The sequence below is a fragment of the Solibacillus merdavium genome (assembly GCF_014836935.1).
In the GTDB taxonomy this organism is placed as follows: domain Bacteria; phylum Bacillota; class Bacilli; order Bacillales_A; family Planococcaceae; genus Solibacillus; species Solibacillus ferritrahens.
Map to the genome: position 1 here is coordinate 1 of NZ_JACSPW010000011.1, position 14,034 is coordinate 14,034.

At 36.2% G+C, this 14,034-nt stretch carries 14 protein-coding genes and 1 other RNA gene; 5 read left to right on the top strand and 10 right to left on the bottom strand.

What is annotated here, in order from left to right; all coding sequences use genetic code 11:
* Window positions 1-816, bottom strand: an 816-nt coding sequence (locus H9632_RS12100) for an ABC-three component system protein (RefSeq protein WP_318247696.1), incomplete at its 3' end; no start/stop codon positions are given.
* 335 nt (window positions 817-1,151) lie between these two features.
* Here H9632_RS12100 and H9632_RS12105 point away from each other — a divergent pair.
* On the top strand, window positions 1,152-1,637 hold the full coding sequence (locus H9632_RS12105) for a hypothetical protein (RefSeq protein ID WP_191704332.1): 486 nt from the start codon (window positions 1,152-1,154) through the stop codon (window positions 1,635-1,637).
* A complete protein-coding gene (locus tag H9632_RS12110) occupies window positions 1,634-2,410 on the top strand; it encodes a hypothetical protein (protein WP_191704333.1) in 777 nt (258 codons plus the stop codon). Before H9632_RS12105 ends, H9632_RS12110 begins: the two co-directional genes overlap by 4 nt.
* A gap of 73 nt (window positions 2,411-2,483) precedes the next feature.
* Here H9632_RS12110 and H9632_RS12115 read toward each other — a convergent pair whose 3' ends face one another.
* On the bottom strand, window positions 2,484-3,830 hold the full coding sequence (locus H9632_RS12115; protein WP_191704334.1) for a hypothetical protein: 1,347 nt from the start codon (window positions 3,828-3,830) through the stop codon (window positions 2,484-2,486).
* A 254-nt stretch (window positions 3,831-4,084) separates the two neighbouring features.
* Between H9632_RS12115 and radC the strand changes: the two genes are divergently transcribed.
* Window positions 4,085-4,690, top strand: coding sequence for a RadC family protein (gene radC / locus H9632_RS12120; RefSeq protein ID WP_191704335.1), 606 nt, complete (start codon window positions 4,085-4,087; stop codon window positions 4,688-4,690).
* A 221-nt stretch (window positions 4,691-4,911) separates the two neighbouring features.
* Here radC and H9632_RS12125 read toward each other — a convergent pair whose 3' ends face one another.
* Entirely contained in the window at window positions 4,912-5,922 is a 1,011-nt protein-coding gene (locus H9632_RS12125) for a hypothetical protein (RefSeq protein ID WP_191704336.1), read from the bottom strand.
* Window positions 5,923-6,253: 331 nt separating this feature from the next.
* On the opposite strand from H9632_RS12125, the gene H9632_RS12130 reads away from it, so the two are divergent.
* Both H9632_RS12130 and H9632_RS12135 read left to right on the top strand, forming a co-directional pair.
* Window positions 6,254-6,490, top strand: a complete 237-nt coding sequence (locus tag H9632_RS12130; protein WP_191704337.1) for a MerR family transcriptional regulator — start codon at window positions 6,254-6,256, stop codon at window positions 6,488-6,490.
* A gap of 104 nt (window positions 6,491-6,594) precedes the next feature.
* Complete coding sequence (locus H9632_RS12135; RefSeq protein ID WP_191704338.1) at window positions 6,595-7,314, top strand: site-specific integrase; 720 nt, start codon at window positions 6,595-6,597, stop codon at window positions 7,312-7,314.
* Between the two features lie 126 nt (window positions 7,315-7,440).
* Here H9632_RS12135 and ssrA read toward each other — a convergent pair.
* The 7 genes from ssrA to sipW form a co-directional block, all read right to left on the bottom strand.
* Window positions 7,441-7,797: a transfer-messenger RNA gene (ssrA, locus tag H9632_RS12140) on the bottom strand.
* Between the two features lie 247 nt (window positions 7,798-8,044).
* Window positions 8,045-8,299, bottom strand: coding sequence for a hypothetical protein (locus H9632_RS12145; protein WP_191704339.1), 255 nt, complete (start codon window positions 8,297-8,299; stop codon window positions 8,045-8,047).
* A 272-nt stretch (window positions 8,300-8,571) separates the two neighbouring features.
* A complete protein-coding gene (smpB, locus tag H9632_RS12150) occupies window positions 8,572-9,036 on the bottom strand; it encodes an SsrA-binding protein SmpB (protein WP_191704340.1) in 465 nt (154 codons plus the stop codon).
* Between the two features lie 76 nt (window positions 9,037-9,112).
* Window positions 9,113-11,521: a ribonuclease R gene (rnr, locus tag H9632_RS12155; protein WP_191704341.1), complete on the bottom strand. Its 2,409-nt coding sequence runs from the start codon at window positions 11,519-11,521 to the stop codon at window positions 9,113-9,115.
* A 244-nt stretch (window positions 11,522-11,765) separates the two neighbouring features.
* Window positions 11,766-12,512, bottom strand: coding sequence for an alpha/beta hydrolase (locus tag H9632_RS12160; protein WP_191704342.1), 747 nt, complete (start codon window positions 12,510-12,512; stop codon window positions 11,766-11,768).
* A 181-nt stretch (window positions 12,513-12,693) separates the two neighbouring features.
* Window positions 12,694-13,362, bottom strand: coding sequence for a M73 family metallopeptidase (locus tag H9632_RS12165; protein ID WP_191704343.1), 669 nt, complete (start codon window positions 13,360-13,362; stop codon window positions 12,694-12,696).
* Window positions 13,363-13,389: 27 nt separating this feature from the next.
* On the bottom strand, window positions 13,390-14,004 hold the full coding sequence (gene sipW / locus H9632_RS12170) for a signal peptidase I SipW (RefSeq protein WP_191704344.1): 615 nt from the start codon (window positions 14,002-14,004) through the stop codon (window positions 13,390-13,392).
* Window positions 14,005-14,034: the final 30 nt, after the last annotated feature.

The window sequence follows — 14,034 nt, forward strand, 5'->3', positions numbered from 1 at the left end:
ATATATATATAATGATTTAGGTAATTTTTCATAATCTTTAGTTAAAATATTATGAATCTCAATTAAATTTATCTCTTTCTCATAATCTTCAGTACCTTTTTGTCTATGAAAATGTCTATAATTTATGTGTTTATCAATAAATCCCAAAAGGTTAACATACACACTTTCTTTATAGTCATTTAATAATCCTTTTTGTTCTAAATCTTGTTTCTTACCCGTAAATTCAAAGTATTCTTCAATTTTTTTCTTGGTCAACTCTTCTATATTTAATAAAGTACAATATAAATCACCATTAGAATATTCATAAATTGATAACTTCTTAAAAGCATCATCCAATAGGTTATTATCTTCTACATATTTATATAATTCAAAAGGGCTCATTTGAGTTTTGGATTTTGAACTTGAAGGTGCTTTTGAGGCTATTAATGCTTCTCTTAAAGTAGCAATATCTAAAAGAGTTTTTCCATTTGATTCAATACGTTCTGCTGTATGCAAATATGCTCTAGTAATTGATTTATAATTATCATATACAGATTTTCCAAGTAATAACCATATTGCATCCCTGTAATTACTTAAAGAATCTACCCCATAAGATTTCACTTGATGAATTTGAACATAATCTTCATTTTTAAGTATCGAAAAATCCTCTAAATACTCAAATTCCAAACTATACTGATTAATTAATTCAATATTTCCAATTGAATTAATCATATAATCGATTACAGCAATAATCGCTACCTTCCCTTGATAACAAAAACCATTCCAACTGTGTGTGGCATCAAATTCAATACTTTTATCAACAACTTTACTTTCCACTACTTTATATACCTCCCGAATTTATTTACAGTACTATCTCTCTTTTATATTGTAAGGTAATGTAAATTCAATAGTAACAAAATTCTAAACATAATTGTTAAATATATATTTCAACCCCAGTACCTGGTCACTTTAATTACAAAGAGGAGTACCCGTGTTTCATGCCCCACCCCTCTATACATAAGTCGCTATGTATCCATTTGGATATGTAGCGGCTTTTTTGTGTTACAGCGAAAAAAGGCGTAGTGAGAAGAGCGCCAGCAAGAAGGAGGCATTCTCATCAAGTTGACAGTGAAAAGTTATCACCAATATAAAAAGGTATCGGAGGAATAAACATGTTAAAACGATTTAAACAACGTTTCCAAGCATCGTCGTTAGAAGATGGTGTTGATTTATCAAGGAAGGAAATAAAGGAGCTACACATCGATTTAACGCACCAACTACAAACAGTTGAAGAGGCAGTATTAATTGCTATCGACAGAAATAATTACACGTTATTTTCCAATTTAGTCATTGAAAGAAAAAGAATTTCCATTGCTATTGATACCGTAGAAACGACAATCGATCAAACACATCGACGTCGTTTCTTTTCATCTACAAACATTAAAACATTGTCGACAAAGCTCGATGATTCAATCTCATCCATCAACAACAAATCAAGAATCATCGCTGCTAGCGTCATCAACCGCGCGGCAAAGAGTTTAGATTATAATTCTCAACTTAGTGAAAAAATGCAGCATTCTCTTCAACAATCATCGACACGTCTTTCTCAATTATCTAAGCAAGTCATCCAACAAACAAAGGAGCGAAAAAACAAATGAAACAATCAAAACAAGAATCCGCAAACAACATCGTTCAACTACAACAGGAATCAACATCAATTCCATCGTCGACATCAACACTACCTGATTTAATCATTACGTCGACAGAAGCAAAGGAACGTATCAATAAGCTTCAGGATTTTGTAAAGACGTCGATGGTACGCGGGGTTGATTATGGCTCAATCGATGGTTTCTCAAAACCTACATTATTAAAGCCTGGTGCTGAAAAGTTATGTGACGCATTTGGTTTTTCTAAAACAGTTGATGTCATCAATCGTATTGAACAATGGGAAGTTGGGATTTTTTCATATGAGGTGAAGGTAACATTATCAAATAAGAAAACAGGTGTTGTAGAAGCTGAGGGAATCGGTTCATGCAATAGCAAGGAGGCTTCTTTCCGCTACCAAGATCCTTTTACAATCGTCAACACATTACTAAAGATGGCAAAGAAACGTGCATTGATTGACGCTGTATTATCCGCTACTAGAACTTCCGGATTATTTACACAAGATATTGAAGACTTTCCTAAACCAGACCGTAAAGGAGGTGATGCCCCTGCAACAGAGCAGCAATTAAAAACACTATTTCGTATCGTTAAGCAAATGGACATGTCTAACGGTGTAGCAAAGGAGATGATGAAGATAAAATACGATGTCGACAAAAGCATCTTGTTGACGAAGCGACAAGCACATGAATTCACACAAGAATTATTGTTACTACAGTACGCTCAACAACACGGCAATGATGCTGTTATCGACCATATTCAGCAATAACAAAACCCATCCATTGCATAAGCAGTAGATGGGTTTTAAAATTTTTTTATAGAATAATTATGATTAAAACTAATCATCTATATTTGTTTTCCAAAACTTTTTCTTTAAACTTTAAAAACTCAATTATTGATGTTGGTTTGAAAAACTGATTAAACATTTTTTCAAAAATACCACCACCTAATATCTCTGTAATACCCTGATGCTCTATTTGAATTGCTTGTCCTTTGTACTCGAAAGGTTTTACGATATTGGGTACTTTATTAATTTTCTCAGTTTCTTTTTGCGTCAGCAGTTTGACATTAACTCCTGCTGTTATTAACATCTTAATCCATTTATCAAAATCTATAGACATCAAAATGTATATTTCACCACTTAGTATCTTAACTATATCATTTATACTGAAATTGCATAAAAAAAGTGGTCTTGCTGTTGGATCATATAAAAAAGTTTTTAAATCTATAGTTGGGAAATCAATACCACATGTCTTTTTCCAGCTTTCAAATGCTGTATGAATAGGAATATGCCTAGCATTATATACTCCAATAATTAAACATTCGTCAATAAGTCTTAAACTATAACTCTTTTTCTGAACTTCTTTAAGCATATCTCCTACAATATTTTCAAAGAATACCGGTTCGAAAACTTCTTCTGGAATAAATACGTTGTAACCAGAAGCCAAATCCTTTCCTTCTCCAGTATTTATTGTATTAAGCACTTCATGCGTTTTAATTTCTTGTTTAAGATATCTATCCATTTGCTTCATAAATTTTTTATCTTTATCTTTTACTGATTGATATAACGCAAATTCACAATTTGTTTCAAAAAAATGATTTAGTGTGTCTGAAATTTCTTCATTTATTCTTCCTTCTTTTAACTCTGCAAAACCTATTTTCTTAGAGTTAAAATCCATTACCATTAAATCTGCAATTTGTATAAAGGAAGTGATATCAGTTAATAAAGCGAAACTATGTACATCATTTTGAAATATCTCTTCCATGACTTTAATTTCATGTGCTAAGTTAGAATTATATATTTCCACTTGGGGATTATTTAAGAATAACCTTTTTACTTTTGTGCTATCAAAACTTAGTAAAGTCCAAGCAATAGAATCTGCAACTTTCCTTAGAATTACTTTTTTATATTGTACAGATTTGATTTTACCTTCTAAATCATTTATTAAATCTGTCTCTCTATTCTTTCTAGAAGTCTTAAGTCTATCCTTTAACTTCTTTTCTTCTCTACCAATAATCAATAAATTTTGTATTATCATTTTTTGAGTCTTCATAAAACCTTCATGTACTTTCCCTATAAACTCTATTGGAGGTTTTTTATAATTTTGAATTTCAACATGTTTTATACCATATTCTAATGCAAAAAATAATATAGACTTAAGCTCTTTTTGAAACTTACTATCTATCATTTTATCACCCCTAAATATTTTTATTAAATGGGAAATTTATTTAAAATATTATGAACAAAACTAATAAGTAAAATATTACATTAAAGCCCATCTATTGCAAATGCAGCAGATGGGCTTTTCTTTATCTAAATACATTTAACAGATGTATCTAGATGCGTTATCAACGTAATTCAAGTTTATCACACACAAGGGAGTGGCGTCGACGCTGCTCCTTTTTGTATTTAAAAAACTTATACAAATTGGAGGAATTAATTATGACTACAATTAACGAAAATACATTCAAATCATTAATCGCAACGACATTACGTGAAAAGGAAGATGGCTATATCCTTTCTGAAATCTTCACTCGCTATCCATCTATTCAGGAGTTATTAGATGTAACGGAAGAAGAGTTATTAAACATTAAAGGTATCGGTAAAACAAAAGCACAACAAATCATCGCCGCGCTTCAATTAGCTCGCATGAATCCAGTAACAACAGAGCAACGCTTCAAAATTCGTAGCCCACAAGATGCATACACATATCTACAAGATTTACAGCATCTACAACAAGAGCATTTCGTTGTACTAGGGTTAAATACAAAAAATGAAGTAACATTCCGTAAAACAGTCTTTGTCGGCTCTTTAAATGCATCCATCTGTCATCCTCGCGAAATCATGAAAGAATTAGTCAAACGCTCTTGTGCATGTGCAATCCTATCACACAACCACCCTTCGGGAGATACGTCACCATCTCCTGAAGACATCCAAGTAACTGAACGATTAGTAGAAGCTGGCCGAATCATTGGTATCGAAATTGTCGACCATATCATCGTCGGTTCAAATAAATATCTGTCGATGAAAGAAAAAGGTTATTTCTAAGCTATTTGAAGGTGCATATATTCAAGGCGTACCTTTTCTGCCATATTTCAATTAATGGGCGAAGAAATCATTAAAAATGTGATTCTTTGCTCTTATCCTCGTTAATTCAGGGCTTTTAAGTCATGGCTTTCTATAAAGAACACAAATATTAACTTAAAAGTTAAATGCTTATATTTATATACTAGCCAACCATGCGAATTGTAACATTGGATTTTAAAAATTTAATTAAATTTTGCAAAATCAAATTTATTGACACTTAATTGCTCAAGATTTTGAGTTATTATGGTTGCATTTTTAAGACGGAAATCATCATAGCTAGATTTAATTTTATAGAAACCTGCTTGGGAATATGATTGTTTTGTCTGACTCTCTCCTAATGTATGTATTTTTGTAACAAAAGCTATTAAACTACTTTTACTACGAGTACTAATGGTACTATCGCTTTCAATAAGATTCAAAACTCGCTTAAGTTCTGTACTTTGAATATTAAAGTTCAAATTTAAGCGTTTAAGATTCTTATTTAATAATGGTTTTATGACAGCAGAAGAAAGTATTTGAGAAGTAGTATTCTTCGAGTGAAGAATTCTTAAATCACTGCGACTCAGTTCACTCTCATACCTTAGACACCCTTTACTCTTTGGAATTAAAGTTATAAAGTCATCATGGTTTTTTTCATTCTCTTTAATTTCAGCTTGCTTATCATATACCTTCTCTGCTGTTGATTTCGCTTTCCAAACCACAGACTGAATTTTATCTTTCCCACTCGCTTTATAAGTAGTGTTTTTTCTTTTTTGAAGCACTTTTTTTGAAGCGTTTGATAAATACCGCTGCATATTTGAACCTACATTAAAGTTTTTACAGACATGCATTTTTTTTATAGTCCAAGAATCAACACCAGGTAACCTATTCAAAGAGACTTTTAATTTTTTGCATAGGAACACTTTTATCATATCCAGCGTCCACTTCATTTCATCATCATTTAATTCGTAAAAGTTTGTACCGTGTCTAAATTTCGGTAACGACACTTCAACTCGTAACCAACACTTTGTCGGTTCATCCTTATCGAATGTATAAGAAATAAAAGGCTCTCCTATAAATTCGTTCTCCTTAATGTTATAAAAACATTTAACACTGCCATTACTTTGACGTTCAGTCATTGACGTCCATTTTATTTCTCGAAGATCCTTCATAGTTAATCTAAGTGGAATATCAAACTTTATTGTATCTACCATAACTTATATTCCTTTCTTCTAAAGTAGACAGTTTTCTGTGTATTACTTTAGATTTGATATTTTCGCTTATCTTAATATACGTTTTATCAATTGTTCAACTAGGCTATAAAGTTCAATCTGTGAATATCTAAGCAAATTTGATAACTATCTCTCATAGTTATACACCGGCATATAATTCATAATTTCAAATCGCTTTAATAACTGTATTTAATTGGCCAAAAGCCATCGTACACACATCAAAAAAATACAAACCTCATTCAATGTTCAGGATGCTATGCTTGATACATCAAATGATATCAATTGAATTTATTTACAAAAGGAGCGAATAACAATGGATATTTTAAACTTAGAAAACCACATCATTCATACCATTGAAAAATCAATCACGAAATTATCGATTGAATATAAAGAATGGTTATCTTTAAAGGAAGGTGCATCATATGCAGGTGTTTCATACAATACGTTTATTAAATTTAGATCAATGGGGTTGAAAGTAACTGAAATCGATGGAGTGAAACGTGTTTCTAAAAAAGAAGTAGATCGATTTATGGAAAGTTATAGTTTTTAAACCCTTGCGAGAGGAACTAATCTTACACATTCATATATAATGATGTGGAGGTTAATCCTCTCCTTTTATATCTTGCCCCCGCAACGATACTAGGAGGAATAATAATGGCTCAAACGAGATCATCAATTAAAAGCTACAAAAACAAAAAAGGCGAAACACTTTATATGTTCCGAGTTTATTTAGGGATAAATGAATTAACAGGTAAACCTGATAATACCACTCGTCGAGGATTTAAAACTAAAAGAGAAGCTGAACATGCACTTACCAAAATTAAATTTGAAGTTTCTCAAGGAACATATAAATCATCAAGAGCTGAAACATTTCAAGATGTGTATGATTTATGGATTATTCAATACGAAAAAACCGTCGAAGAAAGTACTTTTGTTAAAACTATAGGCTATTTCAAAAATCATATACTACCAAGCATGGGCAACTACCGTATCGAAAAGATTACGATAGCAATTTGTCAAAAGCACTTTGATGAATGGGCTGGTAAAGTAAAAAAAGCACGAACTATCAAAGCCTATGCAAAAAAAGTTTTAGACTTTGCAATCGTTCATGGCTATCTTGCAACCAATCCTTTTACTCATGTCGAAACAAAAGTTAAACAAACTTATTCTGAACCAGTTAACGAGGAAGATGCAAACTTTTATACAAAGGAAGAATTAACTACCTTTTTAAACTACGCTGAACTTCATTTAGATTATAAAGCTTATACTTTGCTGCGTTTAATCTCTTATACCGGAATGCGAAAAAGTGAAGCATTAGCACTGACGTGGAATGATTTAAACCTTGTTGATAATGAGTTAAGGTTAAGCTGCTGACTATTTCCTGACTACAAATTGACTATTTTTCGATGAAATCAGATGAAACCAGATGAAATAAAAAAAGCGCCAAAACCCTTGTCTATCAAGGATTTTGACACTCAGTGAAATCATTTGATTTCCATTAAATGGAGACGGTGGGAGTCGAACCCACGTCCAGAAGCTCCAATACGCCGGCTTCTACGCGTGTAGTTTGTCTATTTGCAATTCGCGAATTCTTATGCCGACAGACAGGCGTCCGAATCGCTAACCTGGGAATCTCTTACCGTTGACTCAGGTGGTGCCAACGATCGTATCCCACTTAAGTTGAACCCAGCGTAGTCTACATGGGCGATAGACAGGCTGAGTGCTACGCAGTATTAAGCTGCGAAAGCGAAGTTTTGTTGTTTGCCAGTTATTATATAACTTCCGTTGTTGACGAAGACGAGACCTCCGACGCGCGACCAGAGCTTGAACCACCCCTGTCGAATCCGTAACGTCCCCGAGTAGTAGTAAACCCGAGTTAAGTTTCGGCATGAGCGAGATGCTCATTAAAACGTGTACCGTATGAGTAGATACACACTGGCTAGTACAGTAAATTATATGACAAAACGTGCGAGCTTGCAAGTAAATCCGCTTCGATTACACCTTGCCAATATTTGCTTCGCTCTCCATCGCAAAGCTACGATTCCGTCATCGCTTCATGTCCATCAAGCACATTTATGATTGTCCTGTTCTTTCCATGAACGGATCAACTGAATTGGCTTTGCCACTTTATATGGCCGACCCCATTATTTACAAGCGATTTCTCAGCTTTGTATAAACGGATGGCTGAAATATATTCACTTAAAGGCATTCCTACTTGTTCTTCAAAAACCTCCTCGTATTCCGGACATTTTATCGCAACCAGTTCTTCTACCATTGCCATACATTTAGGATTTTCACTATGTTTTTCAACTAACAAAACAATTCTATCTATGATTTCTGCATTGCGTATTCTTATCACCTGTTATATCCCCCTATTATTCTAGTACCTTTCCTAAAAATCACTTGTTCTACCTATAAAAATTCTCTATTTAATGTCCATTTTTAATTATTACCCACAAGTAAAATATTCAAAACCACTTTTTTCACACAAAAAAAGATATGTTAAAAGATTTTAAAACCTTCAACATACCTCTTAAAAAATCTTATACAAGCGACCTCAGCAAAAACCGGGCTGCTCCTATTCAATTTACTTATTAGGTAGTTACTCTTACTAAAAAAAAGAAATCCCGCTTACTGTTGGCGATCCTTGAAAGCACGCTCCATGTCGCGTTTTGCTTCCTTCTTCTTCATATCATGACGCTTATCGTAATCCTTCTTACCTTTTGCAAGACCGATTAGCAGCTTCGCATAGCCGTCCTTAATATACATTTTAAGTGGCACGATTGTATAGCCGTCACGTTTTACTGCACCGACTAACTCACTAATTTGCTTTTTATGTAAGAGCAGCTTGCGTTCACGTAATGGGTCATGGTTGAAGCGATTGCCTTGATCGAACGGAGAAATATGCATATTTTTAACCCATGCTTCGCCGCCCATCACACTAATATAAGCTTCCTTCAGCTGGACGCGGGCACCTCGTACAGATTTAATCTCTGTACCTGTCAGTACCATCCCTGCTTCAATCGTTTCTTCTATGAAGTAATCATGGCTTGCTTTTTTGTTTTGAGCCAAAACTTTACCTGTGCCTTTTGCCATCTCTTTAACACCTCTATTATCCACATAAGGGAGTGTGGCTATGATGCCGAAAATTGCATCATAGCTTCACACCTTATTATTTCTTTTTACTTTTTTTCTTTTTTCCTTTAGCGATGCCCTCGAAAAACTTCGGCTTATCGCCCGCTTTGCCTTCTTTTCGGCGTCCACGTGGATCACGGTCAGACGTGCCTGAACGTTTTGCTTTTTCAGGACGTGCCTTGCTTCCCCCACGTGCTTTGCGGTCACGTTTTTCGCCTGTGCGCTCAGCATCCTTGCCACGGCCTTCTCTGCGACCTGCATGGATTACTTTTGATGTTGGGCGACGAGCTGGACGTGGACTGCTCACCATGTCGACAATTTCAAAGTCGACTGAAGATTCCTCAATCACAACATTCGCTACACGGATCTTCACTTCATCCCCAATACGGAATTGGCGACCCGTACGCTCACCGATCATTGACATTTGACGGTCATCAAAGCGGTAGTAATCGTCGGTCATATTCGAAATATGCACAAGTCCTTCTACTGTATTTTCAAGCTCCACGAAAATACCGAAGTTCGTAATCGATGACACAATCCCTTCGAACTCTTCACCGATTTTGTCAGACATGAACTGTGCCTTCTTCAATGCATCTGTATCACGCTCTGCCTCTACTGCACGACGCTCACGGCTTGACGTATGTTCCGCAATTTCATCCATTACAGCACTCCACTGAACAACTGTTTCCTTCGACGTATCACCATTTACTAAATACGTACGAATTAAACGATGGACGATTAAATCCGGATAACGACGGATTGGTGATGTGAAATGCGTATAAAACTCTGTCGATAAACCGAAGTGACCTAAAGACTCCGCATAATACTTAGCCTGCTGCATCGAACGTAATAACATCGTTGAAATAACTGGCTCTTCTGGTAAGCCTTCAATCGATTTAATGACTTCCTGAAGTGCTTTTGGATGTACCGAGTTTCCTGTACCTTTTATCATAATACCAAAATTTGTCACGAACTCAAAGAAACGTTGTAATTTTTCTGGTTTCGGATCTTCGTGAATACGGTAAATGAACGGCAGCTCCATCCAGTGGAAATGCTCGGCAATTGTTTCGTTTGCCGCAAGCATGAATTCTTCGATTAGACGCTCTGCTACTGTACGCTCGCGTAATACGATGTCAGTCGGCCAGCCATCTTCATCAACTAATACTTTTGATTCCTTAAAGTCAAAGTCAATTGCACCGCGCCCCATACGTTTACTTCTAAGAATTTGCGCTAAGTCAGCCATATCTCTAAACATCGGCACTAATTTTTCATAGCGCTCCATTAGCTCTGGATTTTCATCCGGATTTTCTAAAATATTATAAACGTCCGTATACGTCATACGCTCCGTCGTGTTAATGACACTTTGGAAAATTTCATGCTTTACAACATGACCTGCTCCATCAATCGTCATTTCACAAGATAATGTTAAACGGTCAACCTGTGGATTTAATGAACAAATCCCATTTGACAAACGGTGTGGAATCATCGGAATAACGCGGTCTGTTAAATAAACAGAAGTCGCACGTTCATAAGCTTCCTCATCTAGTACTGAACCCTGTGTGACATAGTAGCTAACATCGGCAATATGAACACCTAATTTATACGTACCATCATCATTTTTGACAACTGTTACGGCATCATCCAAGTCTTTTGCGTCTGCACCGTCAATTGTTACGATGACTTCATTACGTAGGTCACGACGACCGACTAAATCCTGCTCCGTAATTTCCTCCGGTACATCGATTGCTGCCTGAACAACCTCTTCAGGGAACTCTGGCGGAATATCATATTTATAAAGGATCGATAAAATGTCCACACCCGGATCATTTTTATGACCTAAAATTTTCGTAACCATCCCTGTCGCTGATTTAGCTGCATCTGGCCAATGTGTCACTTCTACGACTACTTTATGTCCATCTACCGCGCCCAATGAATCTTCCTTCGCGATGAAAATATCCATATTCAGCTTTTTATCATCTGTAATAACAAAGCCAAAGCCACGATTTGCCTGGTACGTACCTACAAATGAAGTTTTACTGCGTTCAACGATTTTAACAACCGTACCTTCACGGCGGTCACCTGATTGTTCCTTTAATACACGGACCAATACAGTATCCTCATTTAGCGCCCCGTTTACTTCATGTGCTGGGATGAAAATATCATCCATGCCCTGTTCTTCCGGTGCAACGAAGCCAAAGCCTTTTGCATTCCCGATAAAGCGGCCGCGCAGTAAGTTCATGCGCTCCGGTAAACCATAACGATTCGAACGGGAGCGGACAATTAGTCCTTGTGCTTCCATTTTTACGAGTGTTTTAACTAATTCACGGAAATCATCCGCTTCTACCAATTCAAGCATATCTTCAATTTCCGAAACGGTCATTGGTTTGTAGCCATCGTCCTTCATCATATCGAGGACGCGCTGTTGTAATTCATTTTGTTGTGTCATGTATTATTTCCCTCCTTTGAACAGAAAATAAAGTTCAAGTTTACCTATAAAAAGTTTATAAAGGTCTTTCCTTAATAACCGTTGATTTTCGTTACGGTTACGCTTTCCGCGGGCACGGCCTGAGCCTGTAGTCTCAGGCGCGCGCTGTTCCCGCTGGAGTCGAACCTCCACTACAATCAACTACTGTACGGTTAAACATACTTTTCTTCTTTATAAATAAATTGAACAAAATTATTTCACATCATTAGACTGTCCAATCTAACGAATTTAAAAACGTGAGAACTTCTTCATGAAGCTTGTCTTTTTCTTTATCGAGTGTAATGACATGTCCTGATTCTTCATACCAGCTGATGGTTTTGTCGATGGATTCGACGGTTTCAAAGATGATATTGGCGGAATCGGGGTTGATGACTTGGTCGTTGCGCGATTGGATTACTAAAATCGGCGCATACAAATGGTCAATCGATTGTCGTACATCGTAGATAAGCTGCTGCAGTTCAGGTAATGAAGCCATGCCCTGCTCTTTAATTGCTTCAATCTCTAATTCAATTTCCTGTTCACTTTTACCTTGTTTTTTTTTGTATTGTTTTGCATAGTCAAGTACGCCTTCAAACATAATGTCTGTCGTGCGCATCGTCATCGGTGAGCACATTGTGACTACACCTTTCACCGGATGACTTGTCGCAAGCTTTAACGAAAAAACGCCACCGAGCGATAGTCCTGCAACGGCGATTTCCTCATAGCCTGCTTCCTTTAATGTAGTATACCCACTTTTTACGTCTTCCCACCATTCATCGGGATTGGAGACGATTAACTCTTCCGGTGGTACACCATGGCCTTTATAATGCGGTGCAAGCGATGTATAGCCTTGCTTTTCCAAAAAGCGGCCAAGCATCCTCACATCTGCTGAACTGCCTGTAAATCCATGTAATAATAATACCGCCCTTTTACCTGCCTGAAAGAAGAACGGTGAAGACATAGCTGTTTTCATGCTCATGGCTCCTATCTTATTCAAGATATGAAAAATACGATCCGTACACACCTACGAATCGATCATTTTGATGAATAACTTTCCATTTCTTCTATTATACTGTGTTTTGCCCCGTACTAAAAGAAAAAGCCCAACCTTGCAATAAATGCGAGGTTAGGCGTTTAATAAAATCCGTATAAGATTATTGAACAAATCTTAGCCTTCTGTAATAAATAATGATGATTAAGACAATCCCAGCTACTCCAAGAGCACCACCAATTAACATGAAATTAACTAAATTTGTTGTGCTGTCAGGTAAACGTGGACCTCCTGACATAGGACTTCCTGAACTATCTATCTTCCCTACCATCACTTCCTGAACAGTCTCTGTCTCACTGTCATTTCCTTCTGCTGTAAAAATGAAATCGAATGAGGCATGAAGTCCTTGGAATTCATTACCCAAGTGCTCTGGAAAACGAATCGTTACATCCAAATTTTCCTCGTTGCCCGTTGCCAGTTTTCTTATAGGCAACGATTTAAAGTCAGCTAATTTGTCTTGATACAATTCTTCGTCTGCAGCTTTTATTTCGAGTAGCAGTTCATTAAACAGCATTTCATCTCCACTATTTTGTATCTGCATGAGATAGTCAAAGTCTTTACTTCCAATGTTTTTGACTGTAATTGTCCTAGGCGCCCAATCACCAGGCTTCATATTCGTAATATCAAATAAGGTTTCCTCTGGTGAAAGGCTGATATTTATTTCATTATTTTCCGCAGTGCTTTCATCATCTGCAAACGCACTTGTTACGGAAAATAACGACATACAACCTAACAGCAAAAGCAGCGGTAAAATTTGAAACAGTTTTTTCATATAATCCTCCATATCCGTGCAATCGATTCAAGATGTGCTTTTCCCACTATCCTCTGTAATTACTTCCGCTTGTTTTCTCTGAGGGATTTCAATTAAAGCTAATGCTTTCCAAAGTGTAAATACTGAGTATAAAAGCAATAGGATGCCTGGTATAATCAATAAAAATGCACCATTTTTCGATGAAGCAAAGTTATTAAAATACCCAACGTACGGCAATGTGAAGCCTGTGTATTGTGCCACCACATTTTCAGCCATTACTGGATTCATATCCTCTGACTGGTTGTTATCACCCTTTGTCCGGTAAAGAACAGAATCCCCATTTGAAACCACCTCTGTAATGCGGTGAGTAACTAAAAAACCTTCTGCTTCCTGGTACGTGATAACATCCCCTGCCTTATAGCTCGTTTTATCCTCTGCAGTTTTGACAGCGATAATAGAGCCTGTTTGAATTCCTGGTTCCATCGATCCCGAAAGAACGGTTTTTAATTGATACCCGAAAAATTGAGGTTCTCCGCCCGACACTTTTGAAATAACTACGATGAAAGCGACGCTAATGAGAAGCGTCATTAAAATACCTGTAACAATATTATTGATCCATTTCATAATTTTGCTATTCTTTGATTTATTTCTTATACTTCTCATTCGTACCACCCTTTGTTATTAGTATTTTCT

Coding starts and splice junctions, on each gene's coding strand:
- H9632_RS12115 (WP_191704334.1), bottom strand. CDS start 3,830: ATGATAGATAGTAAGTTTCAAAAAGAGCTTAAGTCTATATTATTTTTT.
- H9632_RS12110 (WP_191704333.1), top strand. CDS start 1,634: ATGAAACAATCAAAACAAGAATCCGCAAACAACATCGTTCAACTACAA.
- H9632_RS12125 (WP_191704336.1), bottom strand. CDS start 5,922: ATGGTAGATACAATAAAGTTTGATATTCCACTTAGATTAACTATGAAG.
- H9632_RS12130 (WP_191704337.1), top strand. CDS start 6,254: ATGGATATTTTAAACTTAGAAAACCACATCATTCATACCATTGAAAAA.
- rnr (WP_191704341.1), bottom strand. CDS start 11,521: ATGACACAACAAAATGAATTACAACAGCGCGTCCTCGATATGATGAAG.
- H9632_RS12160 (WP_191704342.1), bottom strand. CDS start 12,512: ATGAAAACAGCTATGTCTTCACCGTTCTTCTTTCAGGCAGGTAAAAGG.
- H9632_RS12105 (WP_191704332.1), top strand. CDS start 1,152: ATGTTAAAACGATTTAAACAACGTTTCCAAGCATCGTCGTTAGAAGAT.
- radC (WP_191704335.1), top strand. CDS start 4,085: ATGACTACAATTAACGAAAATACATTCAAATCATTAATCGCAACGACA.
- H9632_RS12135 (WP_191704338.1), top strand. CDS start 6,595: ATGGCTCAAACGAGATCATCAATTAAAAGCTACAAAAACAAAAAAGGC.
- smpB (WP_191704340.1), bottom strand. CDS start 9,036: ATGGCAAAAGGCACAGGTAAAGTTTTGGCTCAAAACAAAAAAGCAAGC.
- H9632_RS12165 (WP_191704343.1), bottom strand. CDS start 13,362: ATGAAAAAACTGTTTCAAATTTTACCGCTGCTTTTGCTGTTAGGTTGT.
- sipW (WP_191704344.1), bottom strand. CDS start 14,004: ATGAGAAGTATAAGAAATAAATCAAAGAATAGCAAAATTATGAAATGG.